The organism is Psychrobacter muriicola 2pS (assembly GCF_904846535.1).
GTDB lineage: Bacteria > Pseudomonadota > Gammaproteobacteria > Pseudomonadales > Moraxellaceae > Psychrobacter > Psychrobacter aquimaris.
Window position 1 is genome coordinate 1 of the sequence record NZ_CAJHBC010000007.1, and the last position, 15058, is coordinate 15058.

Below are 15058 nucleotides of genomic sequence, written 5' to 3' on the forward strand. Positions count from 1 at the left end.
GCGTCTTTGCCACTCATTCAGGGATGGCAGGGAAGCTGTTTGAAGCTACACGAACTATCTTTGGTGGGGTGAGGGGAAGTCTTGGTATTGCAGGTATTGGTTCCTCTGGTATCTTTGCTTCTATCTCAGGCTCATCCTTAGCCACAGCTTCCACTATGACTAAGGTTGCGCTACCGCAAATGGAGAAGTATGGCTATCAACCCGGCTTTGCCTGCGGTATTTTAGCCGCTGGTGGCACGTTAGGTATTATGATCCCGCCCAGTATTGCGCTACTGGTCTATGCCATCCTAACCCAGCAGTCGGTTGGTGATATGTTTATCGCAGGTTTTTTACCTGGTATGTTAGGGATGGTGATGTACTCAATCACGGTGATGATTATGGTGCGCTGGAAACCGCATCTGGCAAAGCGCGGTGAGAAAACGTCTTGGAAAGCCAAGTTTGTATCACTTACTGGTTTGATCCCTTTTAGTTTTATCTTTGTTGTGATTATCGCTGGTATCTTCTTTGGGTTGTTTACCCCGACAGAAGGTGCGGCCGTTGGTGCCTTTGTCTCTTGGGCTTATGCGTTCGTGAAAGGTATGCGCATGGATGGTCTCAAGCAATCCTTGATTGAGACCTTGGCGCTCTCTGCAGTGGTGTTCTTTATGCTCTTGGGCGCAGAAGCCTTGGGTTACTTTATCTCAGTGTCGCGTTTGTCTTATACATTGGCGTCTTGGATTGGTGGCTTGGCTGTCAGTCCGATGATTGTGCTGATCTGTATTTTGATCATGTATTTCTTGCTGGGTCTGTTTATGGATGCGCTAGCGATGCTGGTGATTACCATTCCAGTGGTGTATCCGATTATTCTAGCATTGGGGTTTGATCCGGTATGGTTTGGTATCGTGGCGGTGCTGACGGTGGAATTAGGTTTGATTACGCCGCCAATGGGGATGAATATCTTTGTGATTAAGGCGATGGCGCCACATATTAAGCTGTCCGATATGTTCCGCGGGGTGGCTCCTTTTATTGTGTCGGATTTGGTTAGATTAGTAATCTTGGTTATGTTCCCTGCGATTTCGCTGGTGTTGTTAAGTTGAGGTCTGTCACTTAGATTGCGAGCGCACTTTATTATCAGCCTTGTCATCTTAGTGCCTAATATTATTCACAATGCTGCGTGTTGTTATGCGTAGCATTATATAGACCTTACTTTATAAGGGCGTAGTCATACTTCATTTAGACCACTATATTTGGATACGGTGCAATGCTCTCGTTTGGCAAGATTACGACAGATGAGTCTGTGTCAGGTCTCGATTGCCGCATATTGGTTTTGTACAATTAGCGAAGAGTATGGAATATGAAGGAACACTTATAAAGGCGTATTTACCAAAAGCAATAGATGGAGCAGTCAATACATCAGACTTTTATCTGTTAGAGATTATTGGCCCAAATACAAGCGAAATTTAGGAAGCGATCTTGTGTGATGTGCTAAGTGTGATGTAAGCAAAAAGAATCAGTCATTAATAAGGGAATATAGATGAAAAAGACGATTTCAGTATTGGGTGTCATGGCCTTAAGTTGGAGCAGTTTTGTACAGGCTGATACATACATAGTAGATAGTTATGCCGATGATAATTCACAAGGAACACTACGCTGGGCTATTGAACAATCTAATATTAACAACACGCAAGAAAATGACATTTTAATTCAAGCTGTTGGTAAAGCACCTTATATTATTCAAGTTAATAAACCATTGCCACCAATAAAATCTGCAGTAAAAATTATTGGAGCGCAGTGGGCTAAAACAGGAGAGTATATTGCAATTGATGGTTCGCAATATATCAAGGGCGAAGGTGCGAAAGCGTGTCCAGGAGCTAATCCTAAACAATATGGAACCAACGTGCGTACAATGACCTTACCTGGATTGGTAATACAAGATATTAATGGTGTGACGTTAAAGGGTTTAGATATTCATCGCTTCTGTATTGGTGTGTTAATTAATCGTTCAAGTAATAATCTAATTCAACATAATCGCATTAGTAATAATTATGGTGGATCAGGTGTTATGCTTACTGGTGATGATGGTCAAGGTAATCCAACTTCAACGACAACCAACAACAATAAAGTGTTGGATAACTTGTTTATCGATAACGGTGACGGTTTAGAGCTTACACGTGGTGCAGCATTTAACCTTGTAGCAAATAATGCTTTTATTTCGACCAAAGCTAATCCAGAGCCTTCACAAGGTATTGAGATTTTATGGGGCAACGATAATACTGTGGTTGGTAATAAATTCGAAAATTATTCTGATGGTTTGCAAATTAACTGGGGTAAACGTAATTACATCGCATATAACGAATTAACTAACAACTCGATTGGATTCAATTTATCGGGCGATGGCAATATTCTTGATAGTAATAAAGTGCATGGTAACCGTATCGGCATTGCGATACGTTCAGAGAAAGACAATAATGCCCGTACTACTTTAACTAAAAACTTAGTTTGGGATAATGGCAAGGACATTAAGCGTTGTGAGGCAGGTGGTTCTTGTGTATCAGGTCAACGTGTAGGTTCAATTATCTTTGAGGTTCCTGGATTAGAACATGCTGACTTTGTTGGCTCTCGTGGCGGTGGTGTGGTCATCGAAGCTGCAAAGCTGCAAAAAACCTGTACCCAGCTAGGTCAAAAAAATTGTAATAGCACACCCAACCAAGCCATTCAGACACCCACGCTAATTGTCAAAGAAGGCATAATCGTAGCAGAAGTCAATGCGCAGCCGAATCAGAGTTACCAGTTAGAATTTTTTACTAATACTCAAGCAGCTTCTCAAGAAGCTGAAAAATATCTTGGATCGAAAATGGTAACAACCAATGCTAGAGGAACAGCAGAGGTATCTTTAAAACCTATAACTGGAATATCCACAGTAACAGCTACATTAACTAATCATCTAGGTGCAACTTCTGAGCTCAGTGCGCCTATAGTTGTTCCTTAAGGCCATGTTCTATATTGAAAAACACCATGATAACCTTTTAATGTCATCATAGTTTTTATTTGTGAGGAATAGTAAATTGTATTTTAAAACTACGTATTTTGAGACCAGTTTTAATCGTTATGTTCAGATGTATGTATTCAAAACTCTTGGAAGTATTTGGCCATATCGATGCGCTAGTTAACGATGCAGGACGCGGTTTATATGCGTCGACAGAGGATATTGATACTGTTTCTTATCGTGAGCTTCTTGAGCTTAACAACTTAGTGCTTCTGACTAGACGCAAGCTTGTTGAAGAAGGGCAAAACGCTGCTGAAGCGGAAATAAGCAATATTGGCTTGGCGGCTCGCTCTCCCGAATGTGTAGAAGAAAAGATTCTTGGCTTAATCCGAACAGGCGAGAGCCAAGATGATCTGGTTACTAAATAATATGGGGGTAGCCTTCTACAAATATACTTTCTGATGAGGTTAAAAAAGACTTATTTTATTTTAGATGATCGTAATCAAAGTGTAATATATCCGCAAATAGTAGTTATAGCCTTATCCAATAATATTATTGACAGTTGTTTTGGGAGGCTATAAACCACGCAATGAGATTGAATAAGCTATTAGATATAAAGGAAGTTGGAACGCATGAATTATGAAGCGAGAATTAAACAGATCGTTGAAATAGCCTACGATCGTCTTTGCGGGAAAATAACAGGCCAACGAATCAAAGTGTCCAATGAGGCTTCCTTACAGTTACAGTTTGCGTCAATTTTAAAAACAATTGGCGAACTCTACGAGGAAACGCCAAATGAAATATTCAATATCGAAATCGAGAAAAATGTCACGCTGAGCGGTGGTACATTTTTTAAAAGTAAAACCGACAAGGCTAAAATCGATATTTGGTTTTCGCTAGAGAATGTTAAAAGTGGTGAGAAACACTCTTGTGCTATTGAGCTTAAATATTTCAAGAAAGTAAATTACCGTGAGCCAAATAATCGATATGACGTCTTCAAGGATATCCATAATCTTGAGCGCTATGGAAACTTTGTAGATGTCGGGTTTCTATTGGTGGCCACTGATCATTCTCATTATATCAATCAACAAAAATTTTCTGAGGATACTAAAGATTTCGATTTTCGAGAAGGTCAAAGTTATAGTGCTGGTACGGAACTTGTCTATAGGACTAAAAATCCATATGGGCCACCTATCATTTTGAAAGGCAGCTACGATTTCGTGTGGCGACCCGTCGAAACAGGCCTAAGCTTTCTATTCGTTCCGGTAGCACCCTGCGAATGAAATCTAAAAACCTCCTAACTGACCATCGACTCTGTTAAACCTGCTATCGGGTATATTGTATGAATATATCCAATAGGATTATTAAATTGGTATGATCATTAACCAATAAAAAATAAATTGGCAACGTAATCAAATTACTTAGACAAAAAGTCTCTTAACTTGAATTGGGGTGAATATCTTTGTAATTAAGGCGATGGCACCGCATATTAAGCTTAAGCTTTCCGATATGTTTCGAGGGGTGGCACCGTTTATTGTGTCGGATTTGGTTCGGTTGGTGTTACTGGTAGCCTTCACGTCAATTTCGCTGGTGTTGCTGAATTAAGCCTTATTGATAGGGCTGAGTACGATGCAATGGTATTCGTGTCTTCGCTCAGTCCCTCATTTCTGTTTTATTGCCATGCCGCCTCAATGACGGCATGGTTTTTTTTGGATTTTAAGCTCGTGTTGACAATAAGAGACTCAAGTAACGTGACTGATAGTATGAAGGGTAATGATTTTATGCTGACCTCACTATAAATACTGATGTTTGATATGTTTGTCTGCTAGAAACATATAATTTATTATCAACTAAGTTTATTAAATAGGATAGTTGTCATAGGTATTCGTAGAAATATTGTGTTATATATTTTGCCTTACTTATGATAAAACCACCATTAATTCCTATTTTTATCAGTAAAATGATAGGTATTATTACTATATATGGTTATTTATCAATAATCAGAGTATTTAAATATTAGTTCCCTGTTAAAACAGCTTTACAAGTTATCAACTTTATTGATAATATTAAGTCAAGATCAGCAGCACGTTATTAGTCACTCTCTAAGCTAGTCTCAATTGCCTGCTTAAGAATTGATGTTGATTCTTTGAATAACACTTATTTATATATTATCAGGAAAGTAATAACATACATCATGGAGCACACTATGTCAGATTATAAAAACCGCTGGACAACCGTCAAAGTAGAAGTGACCGAAAATATTGCTTGGGTGACTTTCAATCGTCCAGATCAACGTAACTGCATGAGCCCAACGCTCAACCGAGAAATGATCGACATACTAGAAACGCTAGAGCAAGATCCTGAAGCTGGAGTGGTGGTTATCACTGGTGAAGGCAGTGCATGGACAGCAGGGATGGATCTAAAAGAATACTTCCGTGAGACAGATGGCCAGCCTGAGATTGTTCAAGAAAGAACGCGTAGAGACGCCTGTCGATGGCAGTGGCAACTACTGCGCATGTACAGCAAACCGACTATTGCAATGGTGAATGGCTGGTGTTTCGGTGGTGCTTTTTCGCCGCTCGTGGCCTGCGATCTGGCCTACTGTGCTGATGAAGCCACCTTTGGTTTGTCAGAAGTGAACTGGGGTATTCCACCGGGCAATCTTGTGAGTAAAGCGATGGCTGATACGGTGGGTCACCGCGAATCCCTATACTACATTATGACAGGCGAACCGTTTAAAGGTAAAAAAGCAGCAGAGATGGGTCTTGTTAATAAAAGTGTCCCACTTGAGGAGCTAAAGGCGGAAGTAGAGCAAGTGGCAAAGGTACTGCTCGCAAAAAATCCAGTCGTGCTGCGCTATGCAAAAAATGGCTTTAAGCGCTGTCGTGAGCTGACATGGGATCAAAATGAAGACTATCTCTACGCCAAGATTGATCAGTGCGCTATGCGTGATCCAGAAAATGGCCGCGCTGAAGGCATGCGTCAGTTCCTTGACGAAAAAAGCATTAAGCCTGGGCTACAAACGTACAAGCGATAAGCGTCTTGCAGTTATAGACTTGTGAAATAACCGATTAAAAATACAATAATTTTTTTGCTGTAAAGCCCTTCTAGCAAAGGGCTTTCAGTATTTTATTAAATAAAAAATGAAAGATAAAATCTAAATAGCGTCTACTTCTATCTGGAAAAGGAACTCCAATATGTATCACGTCCAAATGATTATTAATGGTAAATCATGCCCCGCAACCGACAACAGTACCTTTGACCATATTGGCTCAACTACTGGTGACGTTGTCACCAAAGCAGCTGCTGGAAAGGCTGATGATGCAAATAAAGCGATTGAGGCCGCCGCCGCCGCTTTTCCAATGTGGTCAGCGCTACCACCGAGTGAAAAAAGAATACGGTTACTAAAAGCTGCCGATTTACTTGCCTCACGGGCAGAGGAGTTTATCAGTATCGGCATGACTGAAATGGGGTCAAGTGGTGCATGGTACGGTTTTAATGTGCAGGTAGCTGCCAATATGCTGCGTGATGCAGCAGGAATGGTCACTCAAATTCAAGGTGATATTATTCCCAGCGATGCTGAAGGTCGTATGGCGATGGCTTGGCGTGTGCCTTGCGGCGTAGTGGTAGGAATGTCTCCTTGGAACGCTCCTATCATATTGGCGACGCGGGCCCTTGCCATGCCATTGGCTTGTGGAAACACAGTGGTACTCAAAGCCTCTGAAAACTGCCCTGCTACTCATGAGCTATTGATCCAGACTCTAAATGATGCAGGTTTAGGCGAAGGGGTCGTCAATTTGGTGACGCATAGTTGCGAAGATGCACCAAGTGTAGTGACGGCTCTAATCGCACATCCAGCCGTCAAGCGTATCAACTTCACAGGTTCAACGCATGTCGGGAAAATCATTGCAAAACAATGCGCTGAATATCTAAAGCCAGTTATCCTAGAATTGGGAGGAAAAGCGCCCGTTATTGTCTGTGAAGATGCAGATCTCGAAGAAGCCGCCAATGCCATTGCTTTTGGTGCTTTTTTCAATCAAGGTCAAATCTGTATGAGTACAGAGCGTGTTTTGGTCAATGAGAAAGTTGCGGACAAACTGATTGAGTATCTTAAGTTAAAGATTGATGGTTTTGTTACTGGTTTGCCAACAGACCAAGTACATATTGCCCATGTGATAAGTCAGCAAGCCGCTGATCGTATCAAGGCTCTGGTAAAAGACGCAGAAGATAAAGGCGCTAAGGCCATTACTGATTACACTTTTAACGGTACGGCTGTTAGCCCAATCCTGTTAGAGCATATCTCTCCAGAAATGCAAATTTATACGGAAGAGTCTTTTGGTCCTGTCTGTACCTTAGAGCGAGTAGCAGACGATGATGAAGCAATCATGAAAGCAAATGCTTCAGAGTTTGGGCTGTCTGCTGCTATCTTTAGCAAAGATATTGGACGCGCTATGAATCTTGCCAAACGCATTGAAAGTGGCATATGTCATATCAATTCTGCCACTGTAGACGATGAAGCACCTATGCCATTCGGCGGTGTCAAATCTAGCGGCTATGGGCGTTTTGGTAGTAAAGCTTCAATCAGCGAATTTACTGAACTTCGCTGGGTCACCATGCGTAGTACGCCAAAACATTATCCGATTTGATGTAAGGAAAAACAAAGTACGAAAAGGAAGCAAATAATTAGAAATAAAGGAATATTTCATGACCCAATTTACCTATCACAGCTATCCAGAACGTGCCGTTGCTGTCGGTAGTAGCGATGCTGTCGTTCACCAAAAGTATGATTCAGAAGGCGATATTCACTACATAAACGCTACCACACCGCTGGACGATTATCCCGATTTTTTATTTGATAAATTATACGACTATGCCAAAAAATATCCCGATAGAGTACTGATTGCGCAACGTGAGCTAAATGTCGCCACCAATGAGCGTGGCGATTGGGTCAAACTGACCTACAGCGATGTGTTAAAAAAGGCGCGTAGCATTGCTCAGGCATTACTTGAATATGATCTCTCAGAAGAGCGCCCGTTGATGATCTTATCTGAGAATTCAATTGAGGTGTTCTTACTCATGTGCGGCGCGATGCTGGCAAATGTGCCTTATGCCTTGGTCGTACCTGCCTATTCATTGGTGGCCAAAAAACCCGATAAGTTGCAGTACGTGATCGAAAAGCTCACGCCAGCTCTGTTTTATGCGGGTGATGGCAAAGGGTTTTTGCGTCAGCTCAAGGCTTGTGGTCAGATGGACAAACCGATCATCACATCGACGGGCAATATTGATGGCGAGCCGTGCCTGAATCTGAATGATTTGCTGGCAACTGAGGCGACGGATGCGGTTGAGCAAACCCATAAGCAAATGTCAGCAGACAGCATTGCCAAGTTCCTCTTTACCTCAGGCTCCACAGGCAACCCTAAAGTCGTGCCCACAACCCACCGTATGCTGTGTAGTAATCAGCAAATGCTCAAGCAAGGACTGTGTTTGACAGAAGACGATCCACTGGTATTGGTCGATTGGCTCAGTTGGCATCATACCTTTGGTGGCAGTCACAACCTTGGCATTGCACTATACAATGGCGGGACATTTTATATTGATGATGGTCGTCCTGTTGCCGGTAAGTTTGATGAGACCATTCGCAATCTTAAAGAAATCTCTCCCAGTAAGTACTTTAACGTACCCGTTGGGTGGTCGATGCTTGCCAATGCCTTAGAGGAAGATGAGGCACTGCGCGATAACTTTTTCAAAAAGGTCGATTTGTACTTTTTTGGCGGTGCCAGTTTATCGGCAGAGCTGTGGCAACAGCTGGGCGATATCAGCTATCAACACTGCGGCGAAAGAATCCGCATCATGTCGGGCATCGGTATGACAGAGACCTCACCGTCTTGTACCTTTACCACGGGTCTATCAAACGACACGGCAAGCTTTGTGGGCGTGCCTGCAGCAGGTGTTGAAATTAAACTGGTGCCGATGAAGGACAAAATAGAGCTGCGTATCAAAGGCCCCCATGTGATGCCAGGGTATTGGCGGCATGATACTGCCACATCCAAGGCAGCAGACAGTTTTGATGACGAAGGATTTTACTGCAGCGGTGATGGCGTACTGCCTTACAACCCTAACGATCTTTCAGAGGGCTTGGTCTATGATGGCCGTATCGCTGAGGATTTTAAATTAACCACAGGAACTTTTGTCAACGTGGGCGAACTGCGTAACCGTATGGTATTAAAAGGTATGGAGCTGATCGAAGATGTGGTATTGACGGGTGAAGGCAAAAGTGAAATCGGGGCTTTTGTGTTTGTAAAAGAAAAAGTGGCACGTAAGTTAACCGAGCTGCATGATACTGAACTTAAGCAGGTACTAGAGCATGATCGATTGCAGGCATGGTTTAGCCACTTCATGAGTACCATCAATGACGGCTATGAAGCCAGCTCAAAAATAATTGCCCGTATCTATTTGATGGAAACTCCGCCTAATGTGGTTGAAGGTGAGAAAACCGACAAAGGCACTCTCAATCAACGAAAACTGCGCAATAATAGAGTGAAAGAAACGGATAAATTATACGAAGACAAAGCAGATAAATTGAGGTTTTTGGCCAAATAGCTTAACATGACACGCTAGAGTGTGCCTTCAATCTGAACGAAAGTGCCTAAATGAGGACACGCTCTAGAATACCTAATACTGTCGAGCAAGGAAAATCCATTGAATAACATACAGTCAAGCAAGCCTACTGGCAATGCGCCAACCGTTAGCTATAGCGTTGGTAAGCTCGACAAGCTCGTTAGTCAACAGCTCAGTGAATTACTCTCAGAGTTGGATGTCAGTTTGCCCCAATTCACCATGCTATCAAACCTTCATCTGCATGGTGAAATGGCAAATGCTAAACTGGCGTCGCGATCATTTATCAGTCCGCAAGCCTCTAATCAAATCATCAAAACGATGGAAGAGAAGGGGTGGATCAGTAAAAGTGACGATCCCAATCATGGACGTATTTTACTGATTGGCTTGACGTTAGAAGGGCAAGCAGTGTACGAGCGATGTAAGGCAAAAGCGATGGATTTTGAAAATATGATGCTCGCGGGGCTGCCTGCTGAGAATGTTATAATGCTAAAAGCCACAGTACAGCGATTGATCGCGAATTTAAAACAAGAATCTTAAAACAAGACTAAAGAGACACTGAGATTTGATAGACCTTTAGCTTATAAGGACTTAAGTGGAAAGCCTCAGTAAAAGCAGAAATGAACCGATACGTTGTCATAAACGTATCGGTTTTATTTTAAGCTAATAACAGTGCGGTTTAGAATGATGACTGCTTAGAATTTGTATTTGGCCATCACCTCGACTTCTTGACCTTTTAAGCGCCATGGTAGGGTGGTATCGCTGCGATCGCGCCACTCAATACCAACATCAAGATCGGGTAAGTAGGTATAAATAAGGTTGGCACTTTTTATATCGATTGAGTTGTCAGCCTCATCATCCACATTGACCTCACCATAGCGCATGTTACCGCGCAGTTTTGGCGTAAAAGTATGACTATAGCCGACGCTAAAGCCCGTTTGCGAGACAAGCTTACCATTCTCGGCATCACAGTTGACACTGACTGGAGTGAGCGCTCCTGTGGTACACACGCCTGAGTATACCCCCATACCTTTGCCAGTATAGACACTACCATGTAGCGACCCATCTCCTAGCGTGAGCTTACCCGCTAATGACGCACCAATACCGATGTCTGAATCCGAATCATCTTCAATACTTGTACCCGCTTCACGGCCAGTCACGGCGGCAGTGTAGCCAAAATCGGCGATATTGTCGCTATAGCTGACAACCATATCAGGTAAGTTGGCATCGTCATAGACAGGATCTTGCGCGGTCACCCGTAGTCCGTCATTCACATAATGAAATGTTAGGTCTGGACGAACATAAAGCCCACTACCAGCGATGGTACCAAAGCCTGTGCCATAGAAATCAAGCTGTTCCGTGAGACGCGGGGCAACGGCAAAAAACTGACCGCTCCAGGTCTTACCTACCGTAAATTTGTCATATTGCATAAAAGCGTGGCGTAGCCTTAATTCAGGCGTGCCGCTATCATAGCCCGTAAAATCGCCATAAAAATCGCCTTCAATAAAGCCTGTCAGTTTTTTGTTATCAACGAGCGTAGTGGCTTTGAGATTAATTCTCGATTCTCTGATATTGCCTTCAAAATCAGAATCTTTGTCATCGGGCGAAATAAACATCCCTTCAGCTTTAATATATCCCCCGATACTTAGCGTTGTGTCCCCGTCAGTCACGACATCTATTGCTTGTACATGGGTACATAGGGATAAGGTGGATACCGCAAACAACACCGTTTTTAGATTACGCATATACGTCACACTCCGTGTTTATTTTAAAACCAAAGTCACACGTGCTAAAAATCACGCGCGCTATTCGCCACTGCTTATAGCGACTTTAGCCTATAAAAAATAGTGCAGATCATGTCATCTGGCACTAACCAATTCCTTTTGTTTTCTACTTTTATGCGCTAACCACAGCTCTTTAACGCTCGCTCTTTACTGTTTACTTTCTCAAGAATAACGCACACTCACATGACATCACGGCGGGGCACAAAGCCTTATTGTTCGCCGTATGATGATAGCGGTGTATGACAGAGAGAGATGAGACAGACGTTTGAGTACCTATGACACGTACTACTGAACGCGTAGTAAACCCCCTTATGATTGATAGGAAAAATGCAGTTGTTTACCAGTTATTAAGGTTGTGTTAACGCGTATTACAAGATAGCAACTTATCTAAATTATTGTCAAGCTTCTTTATAAAATAGTTTGACATATTTATATTATAAACCGTATTATGTACCAATATTAAGGGATTTATAAATTTATAGATGAATTTTAAAAATTATATTATAAAGAAGGTTTATAATATAACGAGTGGTTACGTAGCGATTAAGGCTTCAAATAAGAGGGTATATTTGAGTCGTCCGCTTTGTAATACAAGAAATAAATATGACGTCGCCCTCACTCTATTAATCAAAAGGATTTGATCATGTCTAGCGATAACGCGCATTTCAGAAATACTCGTACTAAGGCTACTCTCAACTTACGCCACGGCCTTTCTATGTTGGCATTATCACTGGTATTACCACTGAGTCTGACGGCTTGCAGCAGTGGCTCAGAAGCCAAAAATGGCGGCGCGGATGAGGTGGTAGTCTTGCGTATGTCACATTTCATGCCTGCACCATCGGCCATGAATGCGGAGATATTTGAACCTTGGGCCAAAAAAATCGAAGAAGAATCCAATGGTCGTATCAAAATCGAGAATTTTCCTGGATCTACACTCACCAAACCCTCTGATACGTATGAGGCTGTGGTAAACGGTAGGGTGGATATAGGCATACAGTTACAGGGTTACACTAGTGGCCGCTTTCCATTGTCACAAATCGCTGAATTACCAGGTCTATCAAACTCAGGGTCTCAGATGAGCTGTCTGATGCAGACGTTGTATGACAACGGGACTATCGCAAGCGAGTATGAAGATTCTCATGTCATATCGCTTTACGGTCTTGGACCTGGCGTACTTCATAGCACTAAATTGATTGCCAAACCTGACGACATGAAAGGCCTACGTATACGCCGCCCCTCTGCCGTGGCTGGTGACATCATAGAAAGTATGGGCGCCGCGCCAGTCGGGTTACCTGCGACCGATATCTATACCTCTTTACAGCGTGGGGTCATCGATGGGTTGAGCTTGCCTTGGGATGGCGTACCCATATTTCGTGTGAATGAGCTGGTCGACAATCACACCAATATCCCGCTTTATTCTTCTAGCTTGGTCATCAATATGAATAAAGAAAAGTACGATTCACTACCACCTGACTTGCAAAAAGTTATTGATGATAACTCTGGCATGGTCTTTGCCAAAAAAGTGGGAGAAATGCTGACTGAAGACGATAGGGAAGCTCTGCAAGCTGCCAAAGACGCGGGTAGTACTATTGTTGATATTCCTGATCCACTCAATGACCCAGCATGGTCAAGTCTCTTAAAACAAGGCACGAAAAAATACCTCAACTCTGTAAATCAAAATGGGGTCGATGCCGATGCAGTATATGAGAAGGTAAAAGCGGCTAGTGAAGCCTGTAAGGTGTAAAAATGCTTGAGCAGATCATTACGCCCCATTATTTTATGTTAGGTTTTATCAGAAGGAATATTTATGCATATCTATAATGCCCCGCTACAAGACATACGTTTTTTATTGACGGATGTTTTTGATGCCCCATCATTTTGGCAGGTCAACAAAAGCCTGAACCATATTGATATGGATACGGTGGATATCGTGCTTGAAGCATTGTCCAAGTTCACCAAAAATGTATTGCTGCCTTTGAATCGTAGCGGCGATGAAGAAGGGGTTGGTTTTTCGTATGATGAAGAAGGCTATGGCGCAGTCAGTACGCCGACGGGTTTTAAACAGGCTTATGATCAGTATAAAGAGGCCGGCTGGGTTGGCCTAGGGGCAACGCCAGAGTATGGCGGGCAAGGGTTTCCTAAAATGGTATCGATGTTTCAAGAAGAGATGATGTTTAGTACTAATCAAGCGTTCGCGCTTTACCCCAACCTTGCGTTGGGTGCAGGCCTGTGCTTATTGAAGTCAGCTTCCGAGTCACAAAAAGACAGGTATCTGGAGAAAATATACGCTGGCGAATGGGCAGGCACGATGTGTTTGACAGAAGCACATGCAGGGACGGATTTGGGCCTGATCAAAACCAAAGCCGTGCCCAATGACGATGGCAGCTACGACATCACGGGCAGCAAGATTTTTGTGACCGGCGGCGATCATGATTTGACAGAAAACATCATTCATTTGGTATTGGCAAAAACACCCAACGCCCCTGCAGGCTCAAAGGGTATTTCTTTATTTATTGTACCCAAATATTTGATTGAAAAAGAGGCTGATGGTGGCGACCGAATCGGTGCGCGAAACGCCGCTTCGGTGGGTTCTGTCGAGCATAAAATGGGGGTCAAAGGCTCAGCAACGTGCGTGCTCAATTTTGATCAGGCCAAAGGCTGGATGGTGGGTGAAGAATATACAGGACTTGCCTCTATGTTTCTGGTGATGAACTACGAGCGTCTGGCTATCGGTATGCAAGGCATTGCCGTCACAGAATTGGCGTATCAAAATGCTGCCGCCTACGCCAACGATCGATTGCAGTCACGTAGTGATTCTGGGATAAAAAATCCTGATAAATTAGCAGACGCCTTGATTCATCATGCTGATATACGCCGCATGCTGCTTAATGCCAAATCTCATGCTGAAGTGTCTCGCTGCTTTGCGATGTATGTTGCCAAACAATTGGACATTGCAAAATACAGTCATGACAAGCAAATGATCGACACGGCCAATGCGCGTGTTGCATTATTGACCCCGATTACCAAAGCCTTTTTGAGTGATAAAGGGTTTGAGGCAACGGTTGACTGCCAGCAAGTATTTGGCGGGCATGGTTATATCTGTGATTGGGGGATGGAGCAAATCGTACGTGATGCACGCATTGCCCAAATCTATGAAGGTGCAAACGGCATTCAGGGGCTAGATCTACTGGGGCGCAAAGTTGCCAAAGATGGTGGTGCCATGCTGTTTGATTTTTTAACTGAAATACGCCGTTTTATTGCCAATATGTCAGGGGAACATGGCATCAAGCAAGCCACACTGACTGCGGCTGATGACCTTGAGCGCATGACCAATACATTATTAGGTAATATGGATGAGCGGAGCGATGATGTGAATGGCTGTGCGGTCAATTATCTACACGCCACTGGGTATCTGTGTTTTGCCTATATGTATGCCATGATGGTGGCGGCCAGCCAGTATAAGAAAGGGGCATTTTATGCCAATAAGCTTAAATTGGCAGACTACTTTATCGATCATGTGTTACCGCGAATGCAAACGCATATAGAGATGGCTCAAGCGGGTAGCCAATCCATGATGGCGTTTGATTTGGCCTATTTTGAACCTGCGTGATCCAATTGCAAATATCAGTTTGTTATCTATTCGCTTAACGATGCATTGACTATTAACCAGCAGTTTTTATTATGATCGACAAGG

11 protein-coding genes are annotated in these 15058 nt (G+C 43.0%); 10 read left to right on the forward strand and 1 reads right to left on the reverse strand.

Annotated features, from left to right (window positions below):
- From JMX93_RS10595 to JMX93_RS10630, 8 genes are all read left to right on the forward strand, one after another.
- Positions 1-1076 (forward strand): TRAP transporter large permease (locus tag JMX93_RS10595; protein ID WP_499204675.1); only part of this gene is annotated, 1076 nt, incomplete at its 5' end.
- Between the two features lie 437 nt (positions 1077-1513).
- A complete protein-coding gene (locus JMX93_RS10600) occupies positions 1514-2968 on the forward strand; it encodes a NosD domain-containing protein (RefSeq protein WP_499204676.1) in 1455 nt (484 codons plus the stop codon).
- Positions 2969-3099: 131 nt separating this feature from the next.
- Positions 3100-3393, forward strand: a complete 294-nt coding sequence (locus JMX93_RS10605; RefSeq protein ID WP_499204677.1) for a hypothetical protein — start codon at positions 3100-3102, stop codon at positions 3391-3393.
- A 204-nt stretch (positions 3394-3597) separates the two neighbouring features.
- Positions 3598-4248 carry a hypothetical protein gene (locus JMX93_RS10610; protein WP_198332305.1) on the forward strand — a complete coding sequence of 217 codons (651 nt, stop codon included), beginning with the start codon at positions 3598-3600 and terminating at the stop codon, positions 4246-4248.
- 923 nt (positions 4249-5171) lie between these two features.
- Complete coding sequence (locus tag JMX93_RS10615) at positions 5172-6002, forward strand: p-hydroxycinnamoyl CoA hydratase/lyase (protein WP_499204678.1); 831 nt, start codon at positions 5172-5174, stop codon at positions 6000-6002.
- A 160-nt stretch (positions 6003-6162) separates the two neighbouring features.
- Positions 6163-7611: an aldehyde dehydrogenase gene (locus JMX93_RS10620; RefSeq protein ID WP_499204679.1), complete on the forward strand. Its 1449-nt coding sequence runs from the start codon at positions 6163-6165 to the stop codon at positions 7609-7611.
- Between the two features lie 58 nt (positions 7612-7669).
- A complete protein-coding gene (locus JMX93_RS10625; protein WP_499204680.1) occupies positions 7670-9565 on the forward strand; it encodes a feruloyl-CoA synthase in 1896 nt (631 codons plus the stop codon).
- A gap of 99 nt (positions 9566-9664) precedes the next feature.
- Complete coding sequence (locus tag JMX93_RS10630) at positions 9665-10120, forward strand: MarR family winged helix-turn-helix transcriptional regulator (protein ID WP_499204681.1); 456 nt, start codon at positions 9665-9667, stop codon at positions 10118-10120.
- A 155-nt stretch (positions 10121-10275) separates the two neighbouring features.
- Here the strand turns inward: JMX93_RS10630 and JMX93_RS10635 are convergent, their stop codons facing one another.
- Entirely contained in the window at positions 10276-11325 is a 1050-nt protein-coding gene (locus tag JMX93_RS10635; RefSeq protein ID WP_499204682.1) for a hypothetical protein, read from the reverse strand.
- A gap of 754 nt (positions 11326-12079) precedes the next feature.
- On the opposite strand from JMX93_RS10635, the gene JMX93_RS10640 reads away from it, so the two are divergent.
- Together JMX93_RS10640 and JMX93_RS10645 are read left to right on the forward strand one after the other, a co-directional pair.
- On the forward strand, positions 12080-13108 hold the full coding sequence (locus tag JMX93_RS10640) for a TRAP transporter substrate-binding protein (protein WP_499204782.1): 1029 nt from the start codon (positions 12080-12082) through the stop codon (positions 13106-13108).
- Between the two features lie 63 nt (positions 13109-13171).
- Entirely contained in the window at positions 13172-14974 is a 1803-nt protein-coding gene (locus JMX93_RS10645; protein ID WP_198332312.1) for an acyl-CoA dehydrogenase C-terminal domain-containing protein, read from the forward strand.
- Positions 14975-15058: the final 84 nt, after the last annotated feature.

What these genes read in the sequence shown, in the direction of transcription:
- JMX93_RS10625 (WP_499204680.1), top strand. Translation starts at nt 7,670, where the DNA reads ATGACCCAATTTACCTATCACAGCTATCCAGAACGTGCCGTTGCTGTC.
- JMX93_RS10645 (WP_198332312.1), top strand. Translation starts at nt 13,172, where the DNA reads ATGCATATCTATAATGCCCCGCTACAAGACATACGTTTTTTATTGACG.
- JMX93_RS10605 (WP_499204677.1), top strand. Translation starts at nt 3,100, where the DNA reads ATGTATTCAAAACTCTTGGAAGTATTTGGCCATATCGATGCGCTAGTT.
- JMX93_RS10600 (WP_499204676.1), top strand. Translation starts at nt 1,514, where the DNA reads ATGAAAAAGACGATTTCAGTATTGGGTGTCATGGCCTTAAGTTGGAGC.
- JMX93_RS10620 (WP_499204679.1), top strand. Translation starts at nt 6,163, where the DNA reads ATGTATCACGTCCAAATGATTATTAATGGTAAATCATGCCCCGCAACC.
- JMX93_RS10610 (WP_198332305.1), top strand. Translation starts at nt 3,598, where the DNA reads ATGAATTATGAAGCGAGAATTAAACAGATCGTTGAAATAGCCTACGAT.
- JMX93_RS10635 (WP_499204682.1), bottom strand. Translation starts at nt 11,325, where the DNA reads ATGCGTAATCTAAAAACGGTGTTGTTTGCGGTATCCACCTTATCCCTA.
- JMX93_RS10615 (WP_499204678.1), top strand. Translation starts at nt 5,172, where the DNA reads ATGTCAGATTATAAAAACCGCTGGACAACCGTCAAAGTAGAAGTGACC.
- JMX93_RS10640 (WP_499204782.1), top strand. Translation starts at nt 12,080, where the DNA reads ATGTTGGCATTATCACTGGTATTACCACTGAGTCTGACGGCTTGCAGC.